9 protein-coding genes and 2 pseudogenes are annotated in these 16,206 nt (G+C 70.1%); 7 read left to right on the top strand and 4 right to left on the bottom strand.

Going from position 1 to position 16,206, the window contains the following annotated elements; all coding sequences use genetic code 11:
- Window positions 1-3: 3 nt before the first annotated feature.
- Window positions 4-2,724 (top strand): fumarate reductase/succinate dehydrogenase flavoprotein subunit, encoded by a 2,721-nt coding sequence (locus QA861_RS08595; protein WP_334587615.1) that lies wholly within the window; start codon window positions 4-6, stop codon window positions 2,722-2,724.
- A gap of 96 nt (window positions 2,725-2,820) precedes the next feature.
- Here QA861_RS08595 and QA861_RS08590 read toward each other — a convergent pair whose 3' ends face one another.
- Complete coding sequence (locus QA861_RS08590; protein WP_334587614.1) at window positions 2,821-3,885, bottom strand: LacI family DNA-binding transcriptional regulator; 1,065 nt, start codon at window positions 3,883-3,885, stop codon at window positions 2,821-2,823.
- A gap of 146 nt (window positions 3,886-4,031) precedes the next feature.
- Window positions 4,032-4,970, bottom strand: a complete 939-nt coding sequence (gene mmuM, locus QA861_RS08585; RefSeq protein WP_334587613.1) for a homocysteine S-methyltransferase — start codon at window positions 4,968-4,970, stop codon at window positions 4,032-4,034.
- A gap of 143 nt (window positions 4,971-5,113) precedes the next feature.
- On the opposite strand from mmuM, the gene QA861_RS08580 reads away from it, so the two are divergent.
- Together QA861_RS08580 and QA861_RS08575 are read left to right on the top strand one after the other, a co-directional pair.
- The gene (locus QA861_RS08580) at window positions 5,114-6,535 is read left to right on the top strand and encodes an amino acid permease (RefSeq protein ID WP_334587612.1); all 1,422 of its coding nucleotides are present in this window, start codon (window positions 5,114-5,116) and stop codon (window positions 6,533-6,535) included.
- An 86-nt stretch (window positions 6,536-6,621) separates the two neighbouring features.
- Window positions 6,622-6,816 (top strand): DUF4232 domain-containing protein, encoded by a 195-nt coding sequence (locus QA861_RS08575; RefSeq protein WP_334587611.1) that lies wholly within the window; start codon window positions 6,622-6,624, stop codon window positions 6,814-6,816.
- A gap of 22 nt (window positions 6,817-6,838) precedes the next feature.
- Here the strand turns inward: QA861_RS08575 and QA861_RS08570 are convergent, their stop codons facing one another.
- Window positions 6,839-8,047, bottom strand: coding sequence for a DMT family transporter (locus QA861_RS08570; RefSeq protein ID WP_334587610.1), 1,209 nt, complete (start codon window positions 8,045-8,047; stop codon window positions 6,839-6,841).
- A 491-nt stretch (window positions 8,048-8,538) separates the two neighbouring features.
- On the opposite strand from QA861_RS08570, the pseudogene QA861_RS08565 reads away from it, so the two are divergent.
- Window positions 8,539-9,136 (top strand): annotated as a pseudogene (locus tag QA861_RS08565) (HAD family hydrolase).
- A gap of 166 nt (window positions 9,137-9,302) precedes the next feature.
- Window positions 9,303-10,934: pseudogene (locus tag QA861_RS08560) on the top strand (nuclease/transposase family protein).
- Window positions 10,935-11,263: 329 nt separating this feature from the next.
- Here the strand turns inward: QA861_RS08560 and QA861_RS08555 are convergent.
- Window positions 11,264-13,357 carry an autotransporter gene (locus tag QA861_RS08555; protein WP_334590494.1) on the bottom strand — a complete coding sequence of 698 codons (2,094 nt, stop codon included), beginning with the start codon at window positions 13,355-13,357 and terminating at the stop codon, window positions 11,264-11,266.
- 279 nt (window positions 13,358-13,636) lie between these two features.
- Here QA861_RS08555 and QA861_RS08550 point away from each other — a divergent pair, with 279 nt between their 5' ends.
- Window positions 13,637-14,797 carry a glycoside hydrolase family 43 protein gene (locus QA861_RS08550; RefSeq protein ID WP_334587608.1) on the top strand — a complete coding sequence of 387 codons (1,161 nt, stop codon included), beginning with the start codon at window positions 13,637-13,639 and terminating at the stop codon, window positions 14,795-14,797.
- A complete protein-coding gene (locus tag QA861_RS08545; RefSeq protein WP_334587607.1) occupies window positions 14,794-16,206 on the top strand; it encodes an RICIN domain-containing protein in 1,413 nt (470 codons plus the stop codon). The genes QA861_RS08550 and QA861_RS08545 overlap by 4 nt, the downstream gene beginning before the upstream one ends.

Here is a 16,206-nt window from a genome sequence, read left to right as displayed (position 1 = left end):
CCGATGGACAGCCCCACGGTCACGGCCATCCCCGCCCTCCACGACGCCGACGAGCTGACCTGCGACGTCCTGGTCATCGGCGGCGGCACCGCAGGCACCATGGCCGCGCTGACCGCCGCCGAGCACGGCCGACACGTCCTGCTCCTGGAGAAGGCCCACGTCCGCCACTCCGGCGCGCTCGCGATGGGCATGGACGGCGTCAACAACGCGGTCGTCCCCGGCCGGGCCGAACCCGACGACTACGTCGCCGAGATCACCCGCGCCAACGACGGCATCGTCAACCAGGCCACCGTCCGGCAGACCGCGACCCGTGGCTTCGCCATGGTGCAGCGCCTGGAGTCGTACGGCGTGAAGTTCGAGAAGGACGAACACGGCGAGTACGCGGTCCGCCAGGTCCACCGTTCCGGCTCGTACGTGCTGCCGATGCCCGAGGGCAAGGACGTCAAGAAGGTCCTCTACCGGCAGTTGCGCCGCCGTGAGATGCGTGAGCGCATCCGCATCGAGAACCGGGTGATGCCGGTCCGGGTTCTCACCTCGGGCGGCCGTGCGGTCGGCGCCGCCGGGTTCGACACCCGCACCGGACGGTTCGTCACCGTGCGGGCCGGAGCGGTGATCCTGGCGACCGGCGCCTGCGGACGCCTCGGCCTGCCCGCCTCCGGCTACCTGTACGGCACGTACGAGAATCCGACCAACGCGGGCGACGGCTACGCGATGGCGTACCACGCGGGCGCCGAGCTCAGCGGCATCGAGTGCTTCCAGATCAACCCCCTGATCAAGGACTACAACGGCCCGGCCTGCGCCTATGTCGCCAACCCCTTCGGCGGCTACCAGGTCAACCGGCACGGCGAACGCTTCGTCGACTCCGACTACTGGTCGGGCCAGATGATGGCCGAGTTCGCGGCGGAGGTGGCGAGCGAGCGAGGCCCCGTCTACCTCAAGCTCAGCCACCTCCCCGAGGAGTCCGTCACCGCCCTCGAAGACATCCTGCACTCCACGGAACGGCCCACACGCGGCACCTTTCACGCCAACCGGGGCCACGACTACCGCACCCACGACATCGAGATGCACATCTCCGAAATCGGCCTGTGCGGCGGCCACTCGGCGTCCGGGGTCTGGGTCGACGAGCACGCCCGCACCACCGTCCCCGGCCTGTACGCGGCCGGCGACCTGGCCTGCGTACCGCACAACTACATGATCGGCGCCTTCGTCTTCGGCGACCTCGCGGGCGCCGACGCGGCAACCGAACACCGCGCCTACGAGGGCGAGTTGCCCCCCGACCAGCTGCGTGAGGCGCACGAGCTGATCTACCGGCCGCTGCGCAACCCCGACGGCCCTCCGCAGCCCCAGGTCGAGTACAAACTCCGCCGCTTCGTCAACGACTACGTCGCCCCGCCCAAGAGCGGCGCCCGACTCTCCCTGGCCGTCGAGGCGTTCGAGCGGATGCGCGGCGAGATCGCCGGCATGGGCGGCCAGACCCCGCACGAGCTGATGCGCTGCGCCGAGGTCGACTTCATCCGGGACTGCGCCGAGCTGGCCGCCCGCTCGTCATTGGCCCGTACGGAGAGCCGCTGGGGCCTCTACCACGAGCGCACGGACATCCCGCAACGCGACGACACGGACTGGTTGGTGCACCTCAACGTCCGCAAGGCGGCGGACGGTTCGATGGAGTTCCTGACCCGGCCGGTGGCGCCCTACCTGGTCCCCGTCGAGGGCTTCGCACCGACCGGCGGCGCCGTGAACGTCCTCGGCGAGGTCCACCCCGAACAGGTCGCGACGGCGGGCTCGCGCGAGGTCGCCCCGGTCGGCTCCGGCACCGTGAAGACCCGTACGGTCCTGCCCACGGCGACCGCGCCCTCCCCGCGCATCCTCGAACTCCTCGCCCTGGCCGACGAACAGCCCGCCCTCGCCGACCTGCGCCCCTACCTCACCGACCCCGACCCGGCCGTACGCCGCACCGCCGTCGCCACGCTCACCGAAACCGCCCCCGACGGCACCGGTCCGGCCCTGGCCACCGCGCTGGGCGACCCGGACCCGGGCGTACGCGAGGCGGCGGCGGGCTCACTGCGCGAACTGGTCGAGGTGCTGCCGCCCGAGGAGGCGCTGCGCGACGCCCTGACAGCGGCGCTGGCCCTGGACGGCCCCGGCCGCGAGGGCGTACGGGCCGCCGCGCTCGACGTCCTGCGCGCCCTGCGCCTCGGCTCCGCCGACCTGTACGCCCGTACCCTCATCGACCCCGACCTCGGGGTGCGCATCCAGACGGTCCGGGCCCTGGTGTCGGTGGACGCGATACCGGAACTGGCCCGTGCCGCCGCCGACACCTCGCGCGAGGTGAGGGTCGCCGCCGCCCACGGCCTCGGCAGCGTCGGCGCCCCGGACGACCTGGGGCCCCTCCTCGCCGACACGGACGCACTCGTACGCGCCGCCGCGTTCACCGCCCTCGCGACCACCGGCTGCCCTTCCCCGCTGGACACGGCCGCCGTCGCGGCACTCGACGACCTTGCCTGGCAGGTCCGTTCGGGCGCGGCCACGGCGCTGGGCGCCGCCGCACCGGACCTGGCCGTCCCCGCCCTGACGGGGGCGCTGTCCGACGAGTTCGCGGACGTCCGCAAGGCCGCCGTCCGGGCGCTGCGCCGCCACGACGGCCGCCCCGGGGTCGCCGCCGCCCTCGACTCGGTCGCGCAGGACACGGACGCGGATGTACGGGCGTACGCCCGCCTGTCGTAACGGGCAGGGCGGTACCTCGGCGGCGGGGGACGGACGCGGACGCGGAAGTACGGGCCTACACCTGCCTGCCTGCCGTGTCGGCGTGGTGGCGGTACCCTACCGGGACACGGCCGTCAGCGAGTCCCGTACGACGACATGCGTGCCCAGCAGCAGGTGCTCGTCCGGGTCGTCCGGGGTACGGCCGAGGACCGTACGGACGGCGAGGCGGCCCAGCTCCTCGTAGGGCACGTGGACCGTGGTGAGCGCCGGGTGCAGATCGCGGGCGAACGGGATGTCGTCGTACCCCACCAGGGACACATCGCCCGGCACGGACAGGCCGGCCTCGTGAAGGGCGGTGAGCGCGCCGGCGGCGACCATGTCGGTGGCGGCCATCACGGCCGTGAACTCCAGCCCCCTGGACAGGGCCCCGCGCATCAGACGGTGGCCCGAGTCCCGGGTGAAGTCGCCGAACAGACGCAAGAGCGGGTCGGGCTCCAGGCCACGTGCACGGTGGGCGGCGGTGTAGCCGCGTTCGCGGCCCTGGGCGGTGGTGTGGTCGGGACGGCCGCCGAGGAAGAGGACACGCTGATGGCCCTGGGCGAGGACGTGCGCGCACAGGGCGTAGGCGCCGCCCTCGTTGTCGTACTCGATGACCGTGACCGGCGTTCCGCGCTCCAGCGGAGGCCGGCCGCACAGCACCAGACGGGAGCCGACGGAGGCCAGCGAGTCCGCGATCCGGGCCGTGCGCGCACGGTACTCGGGGGTGTCGGCCGTGCCGCCGACCAGGATCACGGCGGCGGCGCGCTGGGCCCGCATCATCTCGACGAACTCCAGCTCGTGCGCGGTGTCGCCGTCCGTGCTGCACACCAGGCACAGATGGCCCAGCCGGGTCGCCTCACGCTCCACGCCGTGCGCCATCAACGCGAACGACGGGCCGGTGATGTCGTCGAGCACGAAGGCCAGGGTGGGCGTACCGACACCGGCGACCGCCTTGGCGCGCGCGTCGGCGACGTAGTCCAGTTCACGCACGGCCCGCAGGACACTGCTGCGGGTCGCCTGGCTCGCCGGGTACTCGCCGCCGAGCACCCGGGACACGGTGGACGCGGACACCCCGGCACGGGCCGCCACATCCCGGATGGTGCTGCGTGTCGCGCTGTCCCCGCCGCTGTTCTTCCTCGTCATGCCGCTTGCCGCCCCTCTCCCCGGGAAGTACGGCAGCAACACGTCGGCAACCGGTTCCCGTCCGGAGGCTAGCAGCGGACGGGAACGGACGGGAGCCGCCGAACGGGACCCCGGAAGCCGAAACTCTCACCACGCCGCGTACGTGGTCACCGCAATGTGTCGGCGATCGATGTGATCGCTTCGGGTCCCACCCGGCAGCAGCCGCCGATCAGCCGTGCCCCCGCGTCCCGCCAGCCCGTCACCTGGCCTGCGGCGAAGGTGGAACTGCCGGTCCAGGCACGGGCGTCGGCGTTCCAGACCTCACCGCTGTTCGGATAGACCACCACCGGCTTCCCGGTCACGCGGGCCGCCAACTCCACGGCGCCCTCGACGTCTTCGGGCACACAGCAGTTCACCCCGACGGCCACGACCTCGTCCGCCTCACCGGCCGGCGCGAACGCCTCCTCCAACGGCTGCCCGGCCCGGGTCCGGTCCCCGGCCACGCTGTACGACAGCCAAACCGGCACCCCGAGCCCACGCACCGCGCGCAGCAGGGCGTCGGCCTCGTCGAGGTCGGGGACCGTCTCCAGGGCCAGTACGTCGGGCCCGGCGGCGGCCAGCACCTCCACCCGCGGCCGGTGGAACCGCTCCAGCTCCCGCACGCTGAGCCCGTACCGTCCCCGGTACTCGGACCCGTCCGCGAGCATCGCCCCGTACGGTCCCACGGAGGCCGCCACCCACAACGGCCGCTCCGTCTGTGTCCGGCGCGCTGCCTCGCGCGCCAACTCCACGCTGAGCCCGAGCAGTTCGGCGGTCCGCTGCCGGTCGATGCCCCTCTTGGCGAAGCCCTCGAAGGTGGCCTGGTAACTGGAGGTGATCGCGACGTCAGCGCCCGCCTCGAAGTAGGCGAGGTGTGCGTCGACGATCGCCTCGGGCTGCTCGACGAGCAGTCGCGCCGACCACAGCTCGTCACTCAGGTCGTGCCCGGCGGACCCCAGCTGGTTGGACATGCCGCCGTCGAGGACGAGGGGGGCGCCGGTGGCCAGAGCGGCGGAGAAGGAGGGGCGGGAGGCTGCTTCGCTGGTCTCACTGGTCTCGCGGGTCATGCCCCGACGCTAGTCGACGGCGGACCCGAGGGCCGCATGTGTCCAGTACATGAACAGATGGCCCACAATGTGGGACGGCGCGCTACGATCGCGCCCTCCCCGTCCTTCACCCCGCCCGTCCCTCCCCGCTGACCGGAAGTGTCATGACTGCTCCCAGCACCACCGACGCCGACGAGCCCGAGCTGACGTCGACCGGCACGGCCGCGACCGCCGAGGCTCCGGCCCGCCGCCGTACCTTCGGCCTGGCCGCCGCCACCGCGCTCGTCATGGGCAACATCATCGGCGGCGGCATCTTCGTCCTGCCCGCCACGGTCGCCCCGTACGGCTCGGTCAGTCTGCTCGCCTTCCTGGTCCTGTCCATAGGCGCGGTGCTGCTCGCCCTTCTCTTCGGCAAGCTGGCCCGCCGCAGCCCGGTCACCGGCGGCCTGTACGTGTACCCGCGCGACGCGTTCGGCCCCTTCGCCGGCTTCCTGTCGGCATGGTCGTACTGGACGATGACCTGGGTCAGCATCGCCGCCCTGGCGGTCGCGGTGGTCGGCTACGTCGACGTACTGATCCCCCTGCACGACAGCCACGCGCTGGGGGCGCTGGTCGCGATTCTGGCCCTCTGGCTGCCGGCCGCCGCGAACTTCGCCGGGACCCGGTGGGTGGGCGGCGTACAGATCGTGTCGACGATCCTCAAGTTCGTGCCGCTGCTGGTGGTCGCCACGGTCGGCCTGTTCTTCGTCGACACGGACAACTTCGGAGCGTTCAACGCGTCGGGCGACAGCGTGCCGGGCGCCCTGGCGGCCTCCGCCGCGCTCCTCCTCTACAGCTTCCTCGGCGTCGAGTCGGCTGCGGTCAGCGCGGGCGAGGTGGAGAACCCCGAGCGCAACGTGGGCCGCGCGAGCGTCCTGGGCACGCTCGGCTCGGCCCTCGTCTACATCCTCGGCACGGTCGCCGTCTTCGGCCTGGTCCCGCACGACAAGCTGGTGAACTCCGGCGCCCCCTTCGCCGACGCCGTGAACGTGATCACCGGCGGCAGTTGGGGCGGCACGGCGATCGCGCTGGTGGCCGTGGCGTCGATCGTCGGCTGCCTGAACGGCTGGATCCTCCTGGCCGCGCAGATGCCGTACGCGGCGGCCCGCGACGGTCTCTTCCCGGCCCCGTTCGCGAAGGTCGGCAAGGGCGGGGTGCCCGGCTTCGGCGTCTGGGCGTGCGCGATCCTCGGCATGGTCCTCATCGCCTTCAACTACACGGCGGGCCCGGACACCACGTTCCGCGTCCTGGTCCTGATCACGACGTTCACGGGCTGCGTCCCGTACCTCCTCTCGGCGGCGGCCCAGCTGTACTGGCTGGCCAGAGGCACACGCGACCGCGTCCGCCCGGCCGGCCTGGTCCGCGACCTGATCGTGGCCGCCCTGTCGTTCGCGTTCTCGTTCTGGCTGATCGCGGGCGCGGGTTACGCGGCGGTGTATCAGGGGGTGCTGTTCCTGTTCGCGGGCATTCCGGTGTACGTGTGGATGCGGGGGCGACAGGTGACGGAGGTCAGCGAGGACCTGGCCGACGCCGAGGCCACCGCGTAGCCGACCGCGCCTCCACCCCTGGTGGTAGTCCGACAACCACTCTGGTTGCAGGCGCGGTTCAATCCCTCGGTTGACGAGGTGGAACGGTGCTTCCGGCTGATTTTCCGGCTGAGCACGCACATGACTCGGCCAGGCACCTCCTCCTCACGGCCACCAACACCGGCAACAAGAAGTGCGCTCTCTACCGGTACCCGGTCGTCCGCTTCGACGAAGGAGGGGTGGATCAGGTGGGCCCGATGGAGTCCGAGAAGTACATGTACAAGGCCGTCGGCGGCAACTGACGAGGCCTGCCCGGCCGCATGGTCACCCTTGTCGGGCGGGGGCCGTGAGTGTCACGGTGGGATCGTCGGTGAACGGTTCCTCCGTCACCTTGCGCCGAGGTTTGCGCATGTGCAGGGTGTCGAACGCCCCCGCACCGTGATAGGTGAGCGTGACGGTCGGGCTCTCGGTGTGCCTCGCCCAGTCCAGTCTGGGGTCTCGCCCGGGGGGCCGCCCGATCTGGCGACGAAGCGTCAACTGCATCGTCACGGACCTTGGTTGGGGGAAGTGCGGGGGATAGGCCGGCATCGGTGTCGCCACGCCGTGTTCGTCCGGTGCCGGCACGAGCTGTTCTCCGCCGCTGGTCACCACGACGGTGACGCCGACGATGATCAGCAGCAGCCCGGGGACGGTCGCGAGCGCGATGTTCTGGTCCATGAACCACCAGGCGGCGAGCGCGGCCACTGGAGTCTCCAGCAGGAGCAGGACGCTCATCGTCGTCGCCGACGTTCGACCGAGGACGAAGTTCAGCGAGCCGAGCCCCAGGATCTGCGGAAGGAGCAGCAGCCCGAGCAGCGACAGTTGGGTGGACCTGTCGAAGCCGGTCAGCGGGATGTCGGCCAGCCAGCAGACGGCGAGGAGTTCCATGCCGCAGACCAGCGAGGTGAACGTCGAGTAGAGCGGCGTACTCACGTCCGCGCGCGACTTCTCGCTCAGGGCCGTGTATCCGGCCTGGGCGATGGCCCCGACCAGAGCGAGCAGGTCGCCGAGGAGCGCCGTACCGCCGGACCTGATGTCGAGCCCGGCGGCCGCAGCCGCTCCCACCACCGAGAGCGAGAGTCCCGTCCAGGTCCTGCGGGAGGACTTGACGCCCTGGCCTGCGGCGATGAGGGCCTGCCAGACGGGCTGGGTGGCCACGAGGGCGGTGGACATGGCGACCGAGGTGAGCCGAGTGCTCGTCATGAAGGCCGCGAAGTGCAGGGCGAGCGCGGTGGCGGCGAGGAACCCGAACACCAGGGGCCGCCACTGTTCGCGGCGCAGGATGCCGCGTTCTCCGCGCACGACGCGCACCACCTCGCGGCGCCGCAGCAGCAGGAGGAGCGGTCCGAGGACGGCGAAGCCCAGGCAGTTGCGCCAGAAGGCCATGGCGAGCGGCGAGGCGGTGGCAGCGGCAGTGAGGGGAGCGGTGGCAGAGATGGAGACGACGGTGACCGTCATCGCCGCGATGGTCAGCGGATCGATCCTGGACTTCACGCGCGAGTACCGCCGACCGTGACCGTGTGGGTACTGCTGTCCGGAGATGCCAGGGCTCGGCATGTGTCCGCTGGCTGTCCAATGTTGATCATCTGGTACGAGGTTCCTGTGCCGTGGGAGATGCAGGAGGGGGAGAACGGTGGCGGGAGGGAGCGCGCGGCGCCGGGGAGGAAGGGCTCTGGTGGGGCTCGTAGCGCGGCTGTCACCGCTCTCGCGGAGGCCGCACTGCCCACCACCGAGATATGACGAGCCCAGTTGATCGGCCAACACCGGAACCGGGCAACCCACTTGAGACCGACGTGCCCCGCAGGACAGGGATCCTGCCCGTCAGGGCCCGTCCGGATCGGACAGCGGATCGCCCCGACGGGGACGACTCGCTGAGGCCACGCCACACGCAACCGCTACGCGACCCCGATCGAGGGTTGTGCACGTAGAGGCGTCCGCTACGTGCACAGATCATGAGCGTCACATCGACGCCATAGGCTCCCAGGGTGATTGAGACCATCGTGTTCGACATCGGCGAGACGATCACCCGAGACGACCGGTACTGGGAGGCTTGGGCGTCCTGGCTGGATGTCCCCCGCCACACGCTCTCCGCCCTCGTCGGCGCTGTCGTGGCGCGAGGACTGGACAACGCCGAAGCGTTGCGTCTCCTCCGCCCCGGCATCGACATCGCCGCCGAATACCGGGCTCGCGAGACCGCCGGTCGTGGCGAGTACGTCGACGAGAGCGACCTCTGTCAAGATGTTCGGCCGGCTCTCACCGCACTCCGCGAGGCTGGTGTACGGGTGGTCATCGCGGGCAACCAGACGACTCGCGCGGGTGAACTGCTGCGCGACCTGGAACCTTCCTGCCGACCTCATCGTCACCTCGGGGGAGTGGGGCGTCGCGAAGCCGCAGCCCCAGTTCTTCCAGCGGGTGCTGGAGGTCGCGCAGGCCGCTCCCGGCGGGACGGTGTACGTCGGCGACCACCCGGCCAATGACGTCTTCCCGGCAAAGGCGGCGGGGCTGCGCGTCGCGCACATCCGCCGAGGGCCGTGGGGGTTTGAAGCTGCTGCCGCTGGAGTGCCTTCAAGAGCGATCTGGTGAGCGGGAGTGAGTGCTGCTGGTCTGCGTGTGTCGTGTCGCGTACCTCGGTCGTGGGGTCGGTTTGGTGAGGAACTGACGTTCTCTCATCGAATGCGTGACCTTCCCGGGTGGTGCTCGTTTCCCACGGCGACGGGATCTTCGGGCGGGGTCGGTTGGGGGTGGCGGGGTGGGTGGGCTGAGGAGTATCGCGGTGCCGTTCGTCGCGTCCGGTCCGTCCGGTGTGGCGATCCGGACCCGCCTCAAGCAGCTGACGCCGGGCGATGAGAAGGTGCTGCGGCTGGTGGGAGCGCATCTGGGGTCGCTGGCGTCGAGGGATCTCAAGGCGCGCTGCCGGGATGGTCTGGAGCATTCCGGTGCGGCGTGGGCGGTGCGGAAGCGGGAGCTGACCCCGGTCTCGTCGTCGCGGTGGGCTGGCAGTATCACCAAGGCCACGCATGATCTGTGGGCGCTGGCCCGGCGCTGTCAGTCGGCGCATGTTCAGAATCTGGAAGCGGGCGTCCGCACCATCGAGCGCCGCCTGTCCCTGCCGGTCGGGCAGAAGGGGACAAAGAAGGCGCCTGGTGGTTACCGGTCCCAGCGGGAGTGGCATGCGAAGTCCCGGCGGCTGCGCGTGCTTCAGGACCGGCTGGCCGTCGCGCGGGCCGACCGCGAGGCCGGAATCGTGCATGTCGTGTGCGGCGGGAAGCGGCTGGCCCGCGCCAGGCATCACCTGGAGGCTGCCCAGCTCACGGAACCTGAGTGGCGTGGGCGGTGGGAGGCGGAGCGCTGGTTCTGTCAGGCGGACGGGGAGTCCGGCAAGCGCTACGGCAACGAAACCATCCGTATCAGCCCCGACGGCGAGGTGAGCATCAAACTCCCCGCACCGTTCGCGTATTTGGCGAACGCCCCGCACGGCCGGTACGTCCTGGCGTGCCGGGTCACGTTCGCGCACCGGGGCGAGGAGTGGGCGGATCGCGTTGCGGCGAACCGGGCGATCGCCTACCGCATCCACCTGGATACGGGCCGGGACCGCTGGTACGTGACAGCGTCCTGGCAGATCCCGCCCACCTCGACCGTGCCGATGGAGGCCGCGCTCGCCCACGGCGTGATCGGCGTCGACATGAACGCCGATCACCTCGCCGCCTGGCGCCTCGACATCCACGGCAACCCGACCGGCAGCCCGCGCCGATTCTTCTACGACCTGACCGGTACCGCCGGACACCGCGACGCGCAGGTCCGGCACGCTCTCACCGGCCTCCTGCACTGGGCCCGAACGTGTGGTGTGAAGGCGATCGCGGTGGAGGACCTGGACTTCGGTGGGGAGAAGACCCGGGAGAAGCACGGCCGCAGGAAACGCTTCCGGCAGCTGATCTCCGGCATGCCCACCGGCAAACTCCGTGCCCGGCTGTCCTCGATGGCCGACCAGACCGGTATCGCGGTCATCGCCGTCGACCCCGCCTACACCAGCCGGTGGGGTGCCCAGCACTGGCAGGAACCCCTCACCACAATCACCGTCAAGACCACTCGCCATGATGCTGCTGCCGTGGCGATCGGAAGGCGCGCCCAGGGACACCCGATCCGGCGACGGACGACACCGCCCCCACCACACCGGAGTGATGCGGTGGGGCATCGGACCGTCCAGGCCAGACCAGGCATCCCTGGACGTGAGGAACCCCGCCCCCGCATCCCCGGACCACGGACACGATCCGTGCCGCCCGGACGCGGAGCGAACGCGGGCAACCAGAACGCCCAACACCGTCCGGGGCGTTCGGCCGAGCATGAGTTTTGGCAACAGGACTCACTTCCGCTCAGTCTCTAGGAACGGTATCTGTGGGCGGAAGACGCGGACGTTGTCGCGGCGGCGGACCTGCGGATCCACAGCCTCTCCGAGCTCGTCGCGATCGTCGAGGACTGATCACGGCGAAGCGTGTCACCAGCCGAGCCGATGCAAGATGGGCTGTCCGAGAAGCCCGTGATCCACTGCTGGCTGCCTCTGTCGCCTACGTGAGGACGGAGACGTTTTTCGCCGAGCGCGCCTACTCCTCCGGATTACGTGCCCTGGTGGAGCGGAGAGAAGGGTTGGGACCTTCTCAACCGTATTCTCCGAGCCCAACGTATCGGGTAGGCGCCGCCCCAGTTGGACGTCTGTCAGCCCTGCGCCGCGTGCCGTCCGCCGCGCCGACGACCGTTCCCGCGCCCCCGGACCTTCCGGGCCGCCGGGATCATCAGCCCTGCCAACAGGCCGACCGCCATCGCGTACGGCCAGAAGCCGAGCCCCGAACTGGACGCGGCCAGGCCCGAGTTGGTGCTCGCGCCGGCCGCCGCGACCGAGCCCGACCCCGCTGCGGACTCCGGGCGCGCTCCTGAGGCCGCCGGCGACGCACCCTTCGCAGCGCCCGTCTTCAGGACCACATCGTTGCCGTCGCCGCCCCGATAGCTGATCCGGTACGTCGTGCCGCCGAGCTTGAGCGCGGTGCCCTCCTTCAGTCCGCTGAACGCACCGGTCGTCCTCGCGCGTCCCGCGTGGTTCAGTACCGTGATCGTGCGGGCGGGGTTCGACGTCGCCCCCAGCGACGACAGGTCCAGGCTCCCCGCCAGCCGCACCGCCCCGCCGACCTTCAACGGCCGGCCCCGCAGGACGAGTTCGCCCTTGGGGCCCTGTGTATAGGCTCCCGTCACCGTCAGCCCGCTCGCCATCACCCCGTCGTTGGTCACCGAGCCCGTCACGGTTCCCGAACCGGTGAGCAAGGTCCCCACGCGGAGCCCCGCCGGGCCCGTGTCCAGCCGCGCACTCGCCGTGGTCAGCCGAATGACCTTGCTGCGTCCGAGAGTTGCTCCGCCCCGGAGCGCCAACGTGCCCTTCGTGACCGTCGTGCCGCCGGTGTACGTCACTCCGCTGCCCGTCAGTGTCGTCGTCGCCGCGCCCGACTGGGTGAACGAGCCGCCGCCGCTGATCCGCGACAGCACCAGCGCCCTGCTCGTGTTCCGTACGACCAGCGAGCCGTTGTTCACGACCTTGTAGAGCGCGCCCTGTGTGTACAGACCGCCGTCGCCGCCCGGCTTTCCGCTGCCCAGGCGCAGTACCGCGCCCTTCTCGACCGTCGTCGACCCGTCGTAGTACTGGACGGCCGCGAACGTGACGTCGTTGCCGCGCGTCCCCTTGACGACGATGTCCCCGGCACCGGGCGCGGACAGCGTGTCGTGGAACCGGCCGCCGCCTATCGGCGCACCCAGCGTCACCGGGCCGTCGTAGTCGAACGTCAGAAGTGAACGCGACCTGGCCGCAAGCAGGTTGATGTAGACCGTCTCCGCCGTACCCGGCATGAAGATCTTGTTCGTCGTGCCGTCACCCCACTGGACGTTCGCACCCTTGATGTTGGTGCCGCGCTTGTTCACGTTCTTGTGGGCGGGCGTCCAGTTGAGGCCGGGGTCGCTGAGCGAGGGGTTGGTGTCGCCGCCCTGGTTCGACCAGCTGTACTGGCCGGTGAGGACCACCTTCGAGCCGGGGCGGGACTGGACGTTGATGTCGCTGCCGTACTCGCGCTGGTAGAAGTCCATGCCCATGGTGACCGTCTGGCCGAGCGGGGTGTCGACCGTCCAGGTGCCCTGGTTGAGAACCTTGCGCACTCGGGGGAGAGACGTCGCGAACTCCGGGCGTCCCGCGTTCACCTGGGTGCCGTTGTCGATCACCCCGGAGAAGGAGTGGATGCCCGAGAGGTCCCAGGTGCCCCAGAGGAAACGGGGTTGCGTCACCAGCCCGGCGCCGCTGATCGTGCCCAGGTTGTACGCGCTCTTCAGGGACAGGCGCAGGGTGCCGTCCACCCGGATGTTGTCCTGGTTCAGCCGGAACGCCGGGGTGTTGTACGGGAAGTGGCCGATCAGGCCCGTCGTACCGCCGTTGCCGTACTGGAGGGTGGCTCCCCGTTCCACCGTCACCGCCGGCGGGTCGGGGTTCGTCACCGTGACGTACGGGTGGTTGCCGCCCGGGATGCTCACCTGCTGCCCCTGCCTGGACCTGGGCAGCGTGAAGTCGCTGTCCCTCGTCAGGATCAGGGTGCCCGTGCCGCGCACGGTGAGGGTGCCCTCGCCGCGGAAGACGCCGTTGTACGTGGTCGTCCCGGCGGGCACCCTCACCACCGTGTCGCCGGTCAGGGTGACGTCCCGGCCGGCGAGCACGTCGGCGGTGGCGTCCCGTGGACCGGCCGCCGACGCGGGCGGCGCGCCGAGCAGAAGGGCGGCCATCGCGAGAGCCGCGGCGGCCGTCACTGTCCGGTGGGCGGGGCTGGTGGTGGGGGAGTCGCTGTGCACGTCAGGGGAGACGGAACGGACGTGCGAGTAATAACAGAAAGTTGCTCACCGGTTTTGGTCCCCTCCGACCCGTTGACCTTCCCGTAACACACGCTTACCTTTTCGGCGTTCGGAATGACTGATCTTGTTCGTAATTACGAACGTTTCTCGTGTCACCCCCCACATACGCACACACGCCAACATCTCGTGCCCCACCCCCGAGAGGCAGTCCGCATGAGCCGCGCAGCTGAACCGTCCGAAGATCCAGCAACCTCCGCCAGCTTCCCCACCTCCGCGATCTCGTCCCTTTCCGCCCGTCGAACGCTGCTGAAGGGCGCCCTGGCCGCAGGCGCCCTGGTGGCCGTTCCCGGGGTCGCGCACGCCGCCACCACCCCGGCGGGCGCCCCCTGCGCCGCCGACGGCTACGTCAACCCTCTCGTGCGCAACCGCGCCGACCCCCACATCCACCGCCACACCGACGGCCGTTACTACTTCACGGCCACCGCCCCCGAGTACGACCGCATCATCCTGCGCCGCTCCCGCACCATCCGCGGGATCGCCACCGCCGACGAGTCCGTCATCTGGCGCAAGCACGAGACCGGGCCCATGGGCTCGCACATCTGGGCGCCGGAGATCCATCACATCGACGGCAAGTGGTACATCTACTTCGCCTCCGCGCCCGCCGAGGCGATCTGGGACATCCGTATCTGGGTCCTGGAGAACGCCCACCGCGACCCCTTCAAGGGCACCTGGGTCGAGCGCGGGCAGGTGAAGACCGCCTGGGAGACCTTCTCCCTCGACGCCACCACCTTCACCCACCGCGGCTCCCGCTATCTCGCCTGGGCGCAGCACGAGCCCGACATGGACAACAACACCGCCGTGTGGCTCTCGAAGATGGCTGACCCGGTCACCCTGACGGGACCTCAGATCCGGCTCACCACACCGGAGTTCGACTGGGAGCGGATCGGCTACCGGGTCAACGAGGGGCCGTCGTTCATCAAGCGCAACGGCCGGATCTTCATGTCGTACTCGGCGAGCGCCACCGACTACCACTACTGCATGGGCCTGCTGACGATCGACGCCCGCGCCGACCTCATGGACCCGGCCAACTGGACCAAGTCCCCGACGCCCGTGTTCACCAGCAACGACACGACCAAGCAGTACGGCCCCGGCCACAACTGCTTCACCGTCGCCGAGGACGGCCACACCGACGTCCTCGTCTACCACGCACGCCAGTACAAGGAGATCGTCGGCGATCCGCTGAACGACCCCAACCGGCACACCCGGGTGCAGAAGCTCGGCTGGCACGCCGACGGCACCCCGGACTTCGGCGTCCCCGTCGCCGACACTCAGACAGACACGCAGGTCGGCTCACTTACGGAGAGTGGCTCATGAGACGTGTGTACGCGGTCCTCCTCGCCCTTTGTCTGGCCCTGGCCGGCGCCCTGGCCACCGCCGGGCCCGCCCAGGCCGCGGCCGTGACCATCACCAACGGCACCCAGTTCACCGCCACCAACGGCGACCCCGTGCACGCGCACGGCGGCGGTGTCATCAAGGTCGGTTCCTACTACTACTGGTTCGGCGAGCACCGCAACGCCGACAACACCTTCCAGTACGTGGACGCCTACCGCTCCACCGACCTGAAGACCTGGGAGTTCCGCAACCACGTCCTGACGCAGTCCAGTTCCTCCGAACTAGCCACCGCCAACATCGAGCGGCCCAAGGTCGTCTACAACGCGGCCACCGGCAAGTACGTGATGTGGATGCACAAGGAGAACGGCGCCGACTACAGCGAGGCCCGTGCCGCCGTCGCCGTCTCCGACACGGTCGACGGCGACTACACCTGGCAGGGCAGCTTCCGCCCGCTGGGCGTTCACATGTCCCGTGACATCACGGTCTTCGTCGACACCGACGGCACCGGCTACATGATCTCGGCGGCCCGCGAGAACTACGACCTCCAGATCTACCGGCTCACCGCCGACTACACCGGCATCGCCGCACTGGTCGCCGACCCCTGGCACAACGGTCACCGCGAGGCGCCGGCGCTGTTCAAGCGCAACGGGGTCTACTTCATGGTGACTTCGGCGGCCACCGGCTGGAGCCCCAACCAGCAGCAGTACGCCACCGCCACCAGCATCACCGGCCCGTGGACCGCCATGACCAACGTCGGTGACTCGACGACGTACGGCTCGCAGGCCGCGTACGTCCTTCCCGTGCAGGGGAGTTCGGGCACCTCGTACCTCTACATGGGCGACCGCTGGGGCAACTCCTTCGGCGGGACCGTCAACGACTCCCGTTACGTCTGGCTGCCGTTGAGCTTCCCGTCCTCGACCACGATGTCCATGTCCTGGTCGCCGGAGGTCACCCTCGACACCGCCACCGGGACGGTCACGGGCAACAGCGCCACGTACAACACGCTGATCGCCCGCCACTCGTCCAAGTGCGCCGATGTCACCAGCCAGTCGCTGTGGGCGGGTGCCCAGGTCAAGCAGTACACCTGCAACAGCGGCGGCAACCAGAAGTACTGGTTCAAGTCCGTCGCGGGCGGCTACTACCAACTGATGGTCCGTAACAGCTCGTTGTGCGTCCAGGAGAACGCGGACACGGTCACGCAGGAGAACTGCGGCTCGTCGGCCACCAACCAGCAGTGGTCGCTCACCACCTCCGGCTCCTACGTCAATCTCGTCTCCCGCGCGAGTGGTAAGTGCCTCGACGTGAACGGCGCGTCCACCGCCGACTCGGCCGCCGTCATCACGTACACCTGCAACGGCGGAACCAACCAGCAGTGGACGCGCGGCACTTGA

It is taken from the genome of Streptomyces sp. B21-083 (assembly GCF_036898825.1).
Lineage (GTDB): Bacteria > Actinomycetota > Actinomycetes > Streptomycetales > Streptomycetaceae > Streptomyces.
Note: the sequence above shows the minus strand (reverse complement) of the source record. Positions and strands in the feature narration are given on the sequence as shown.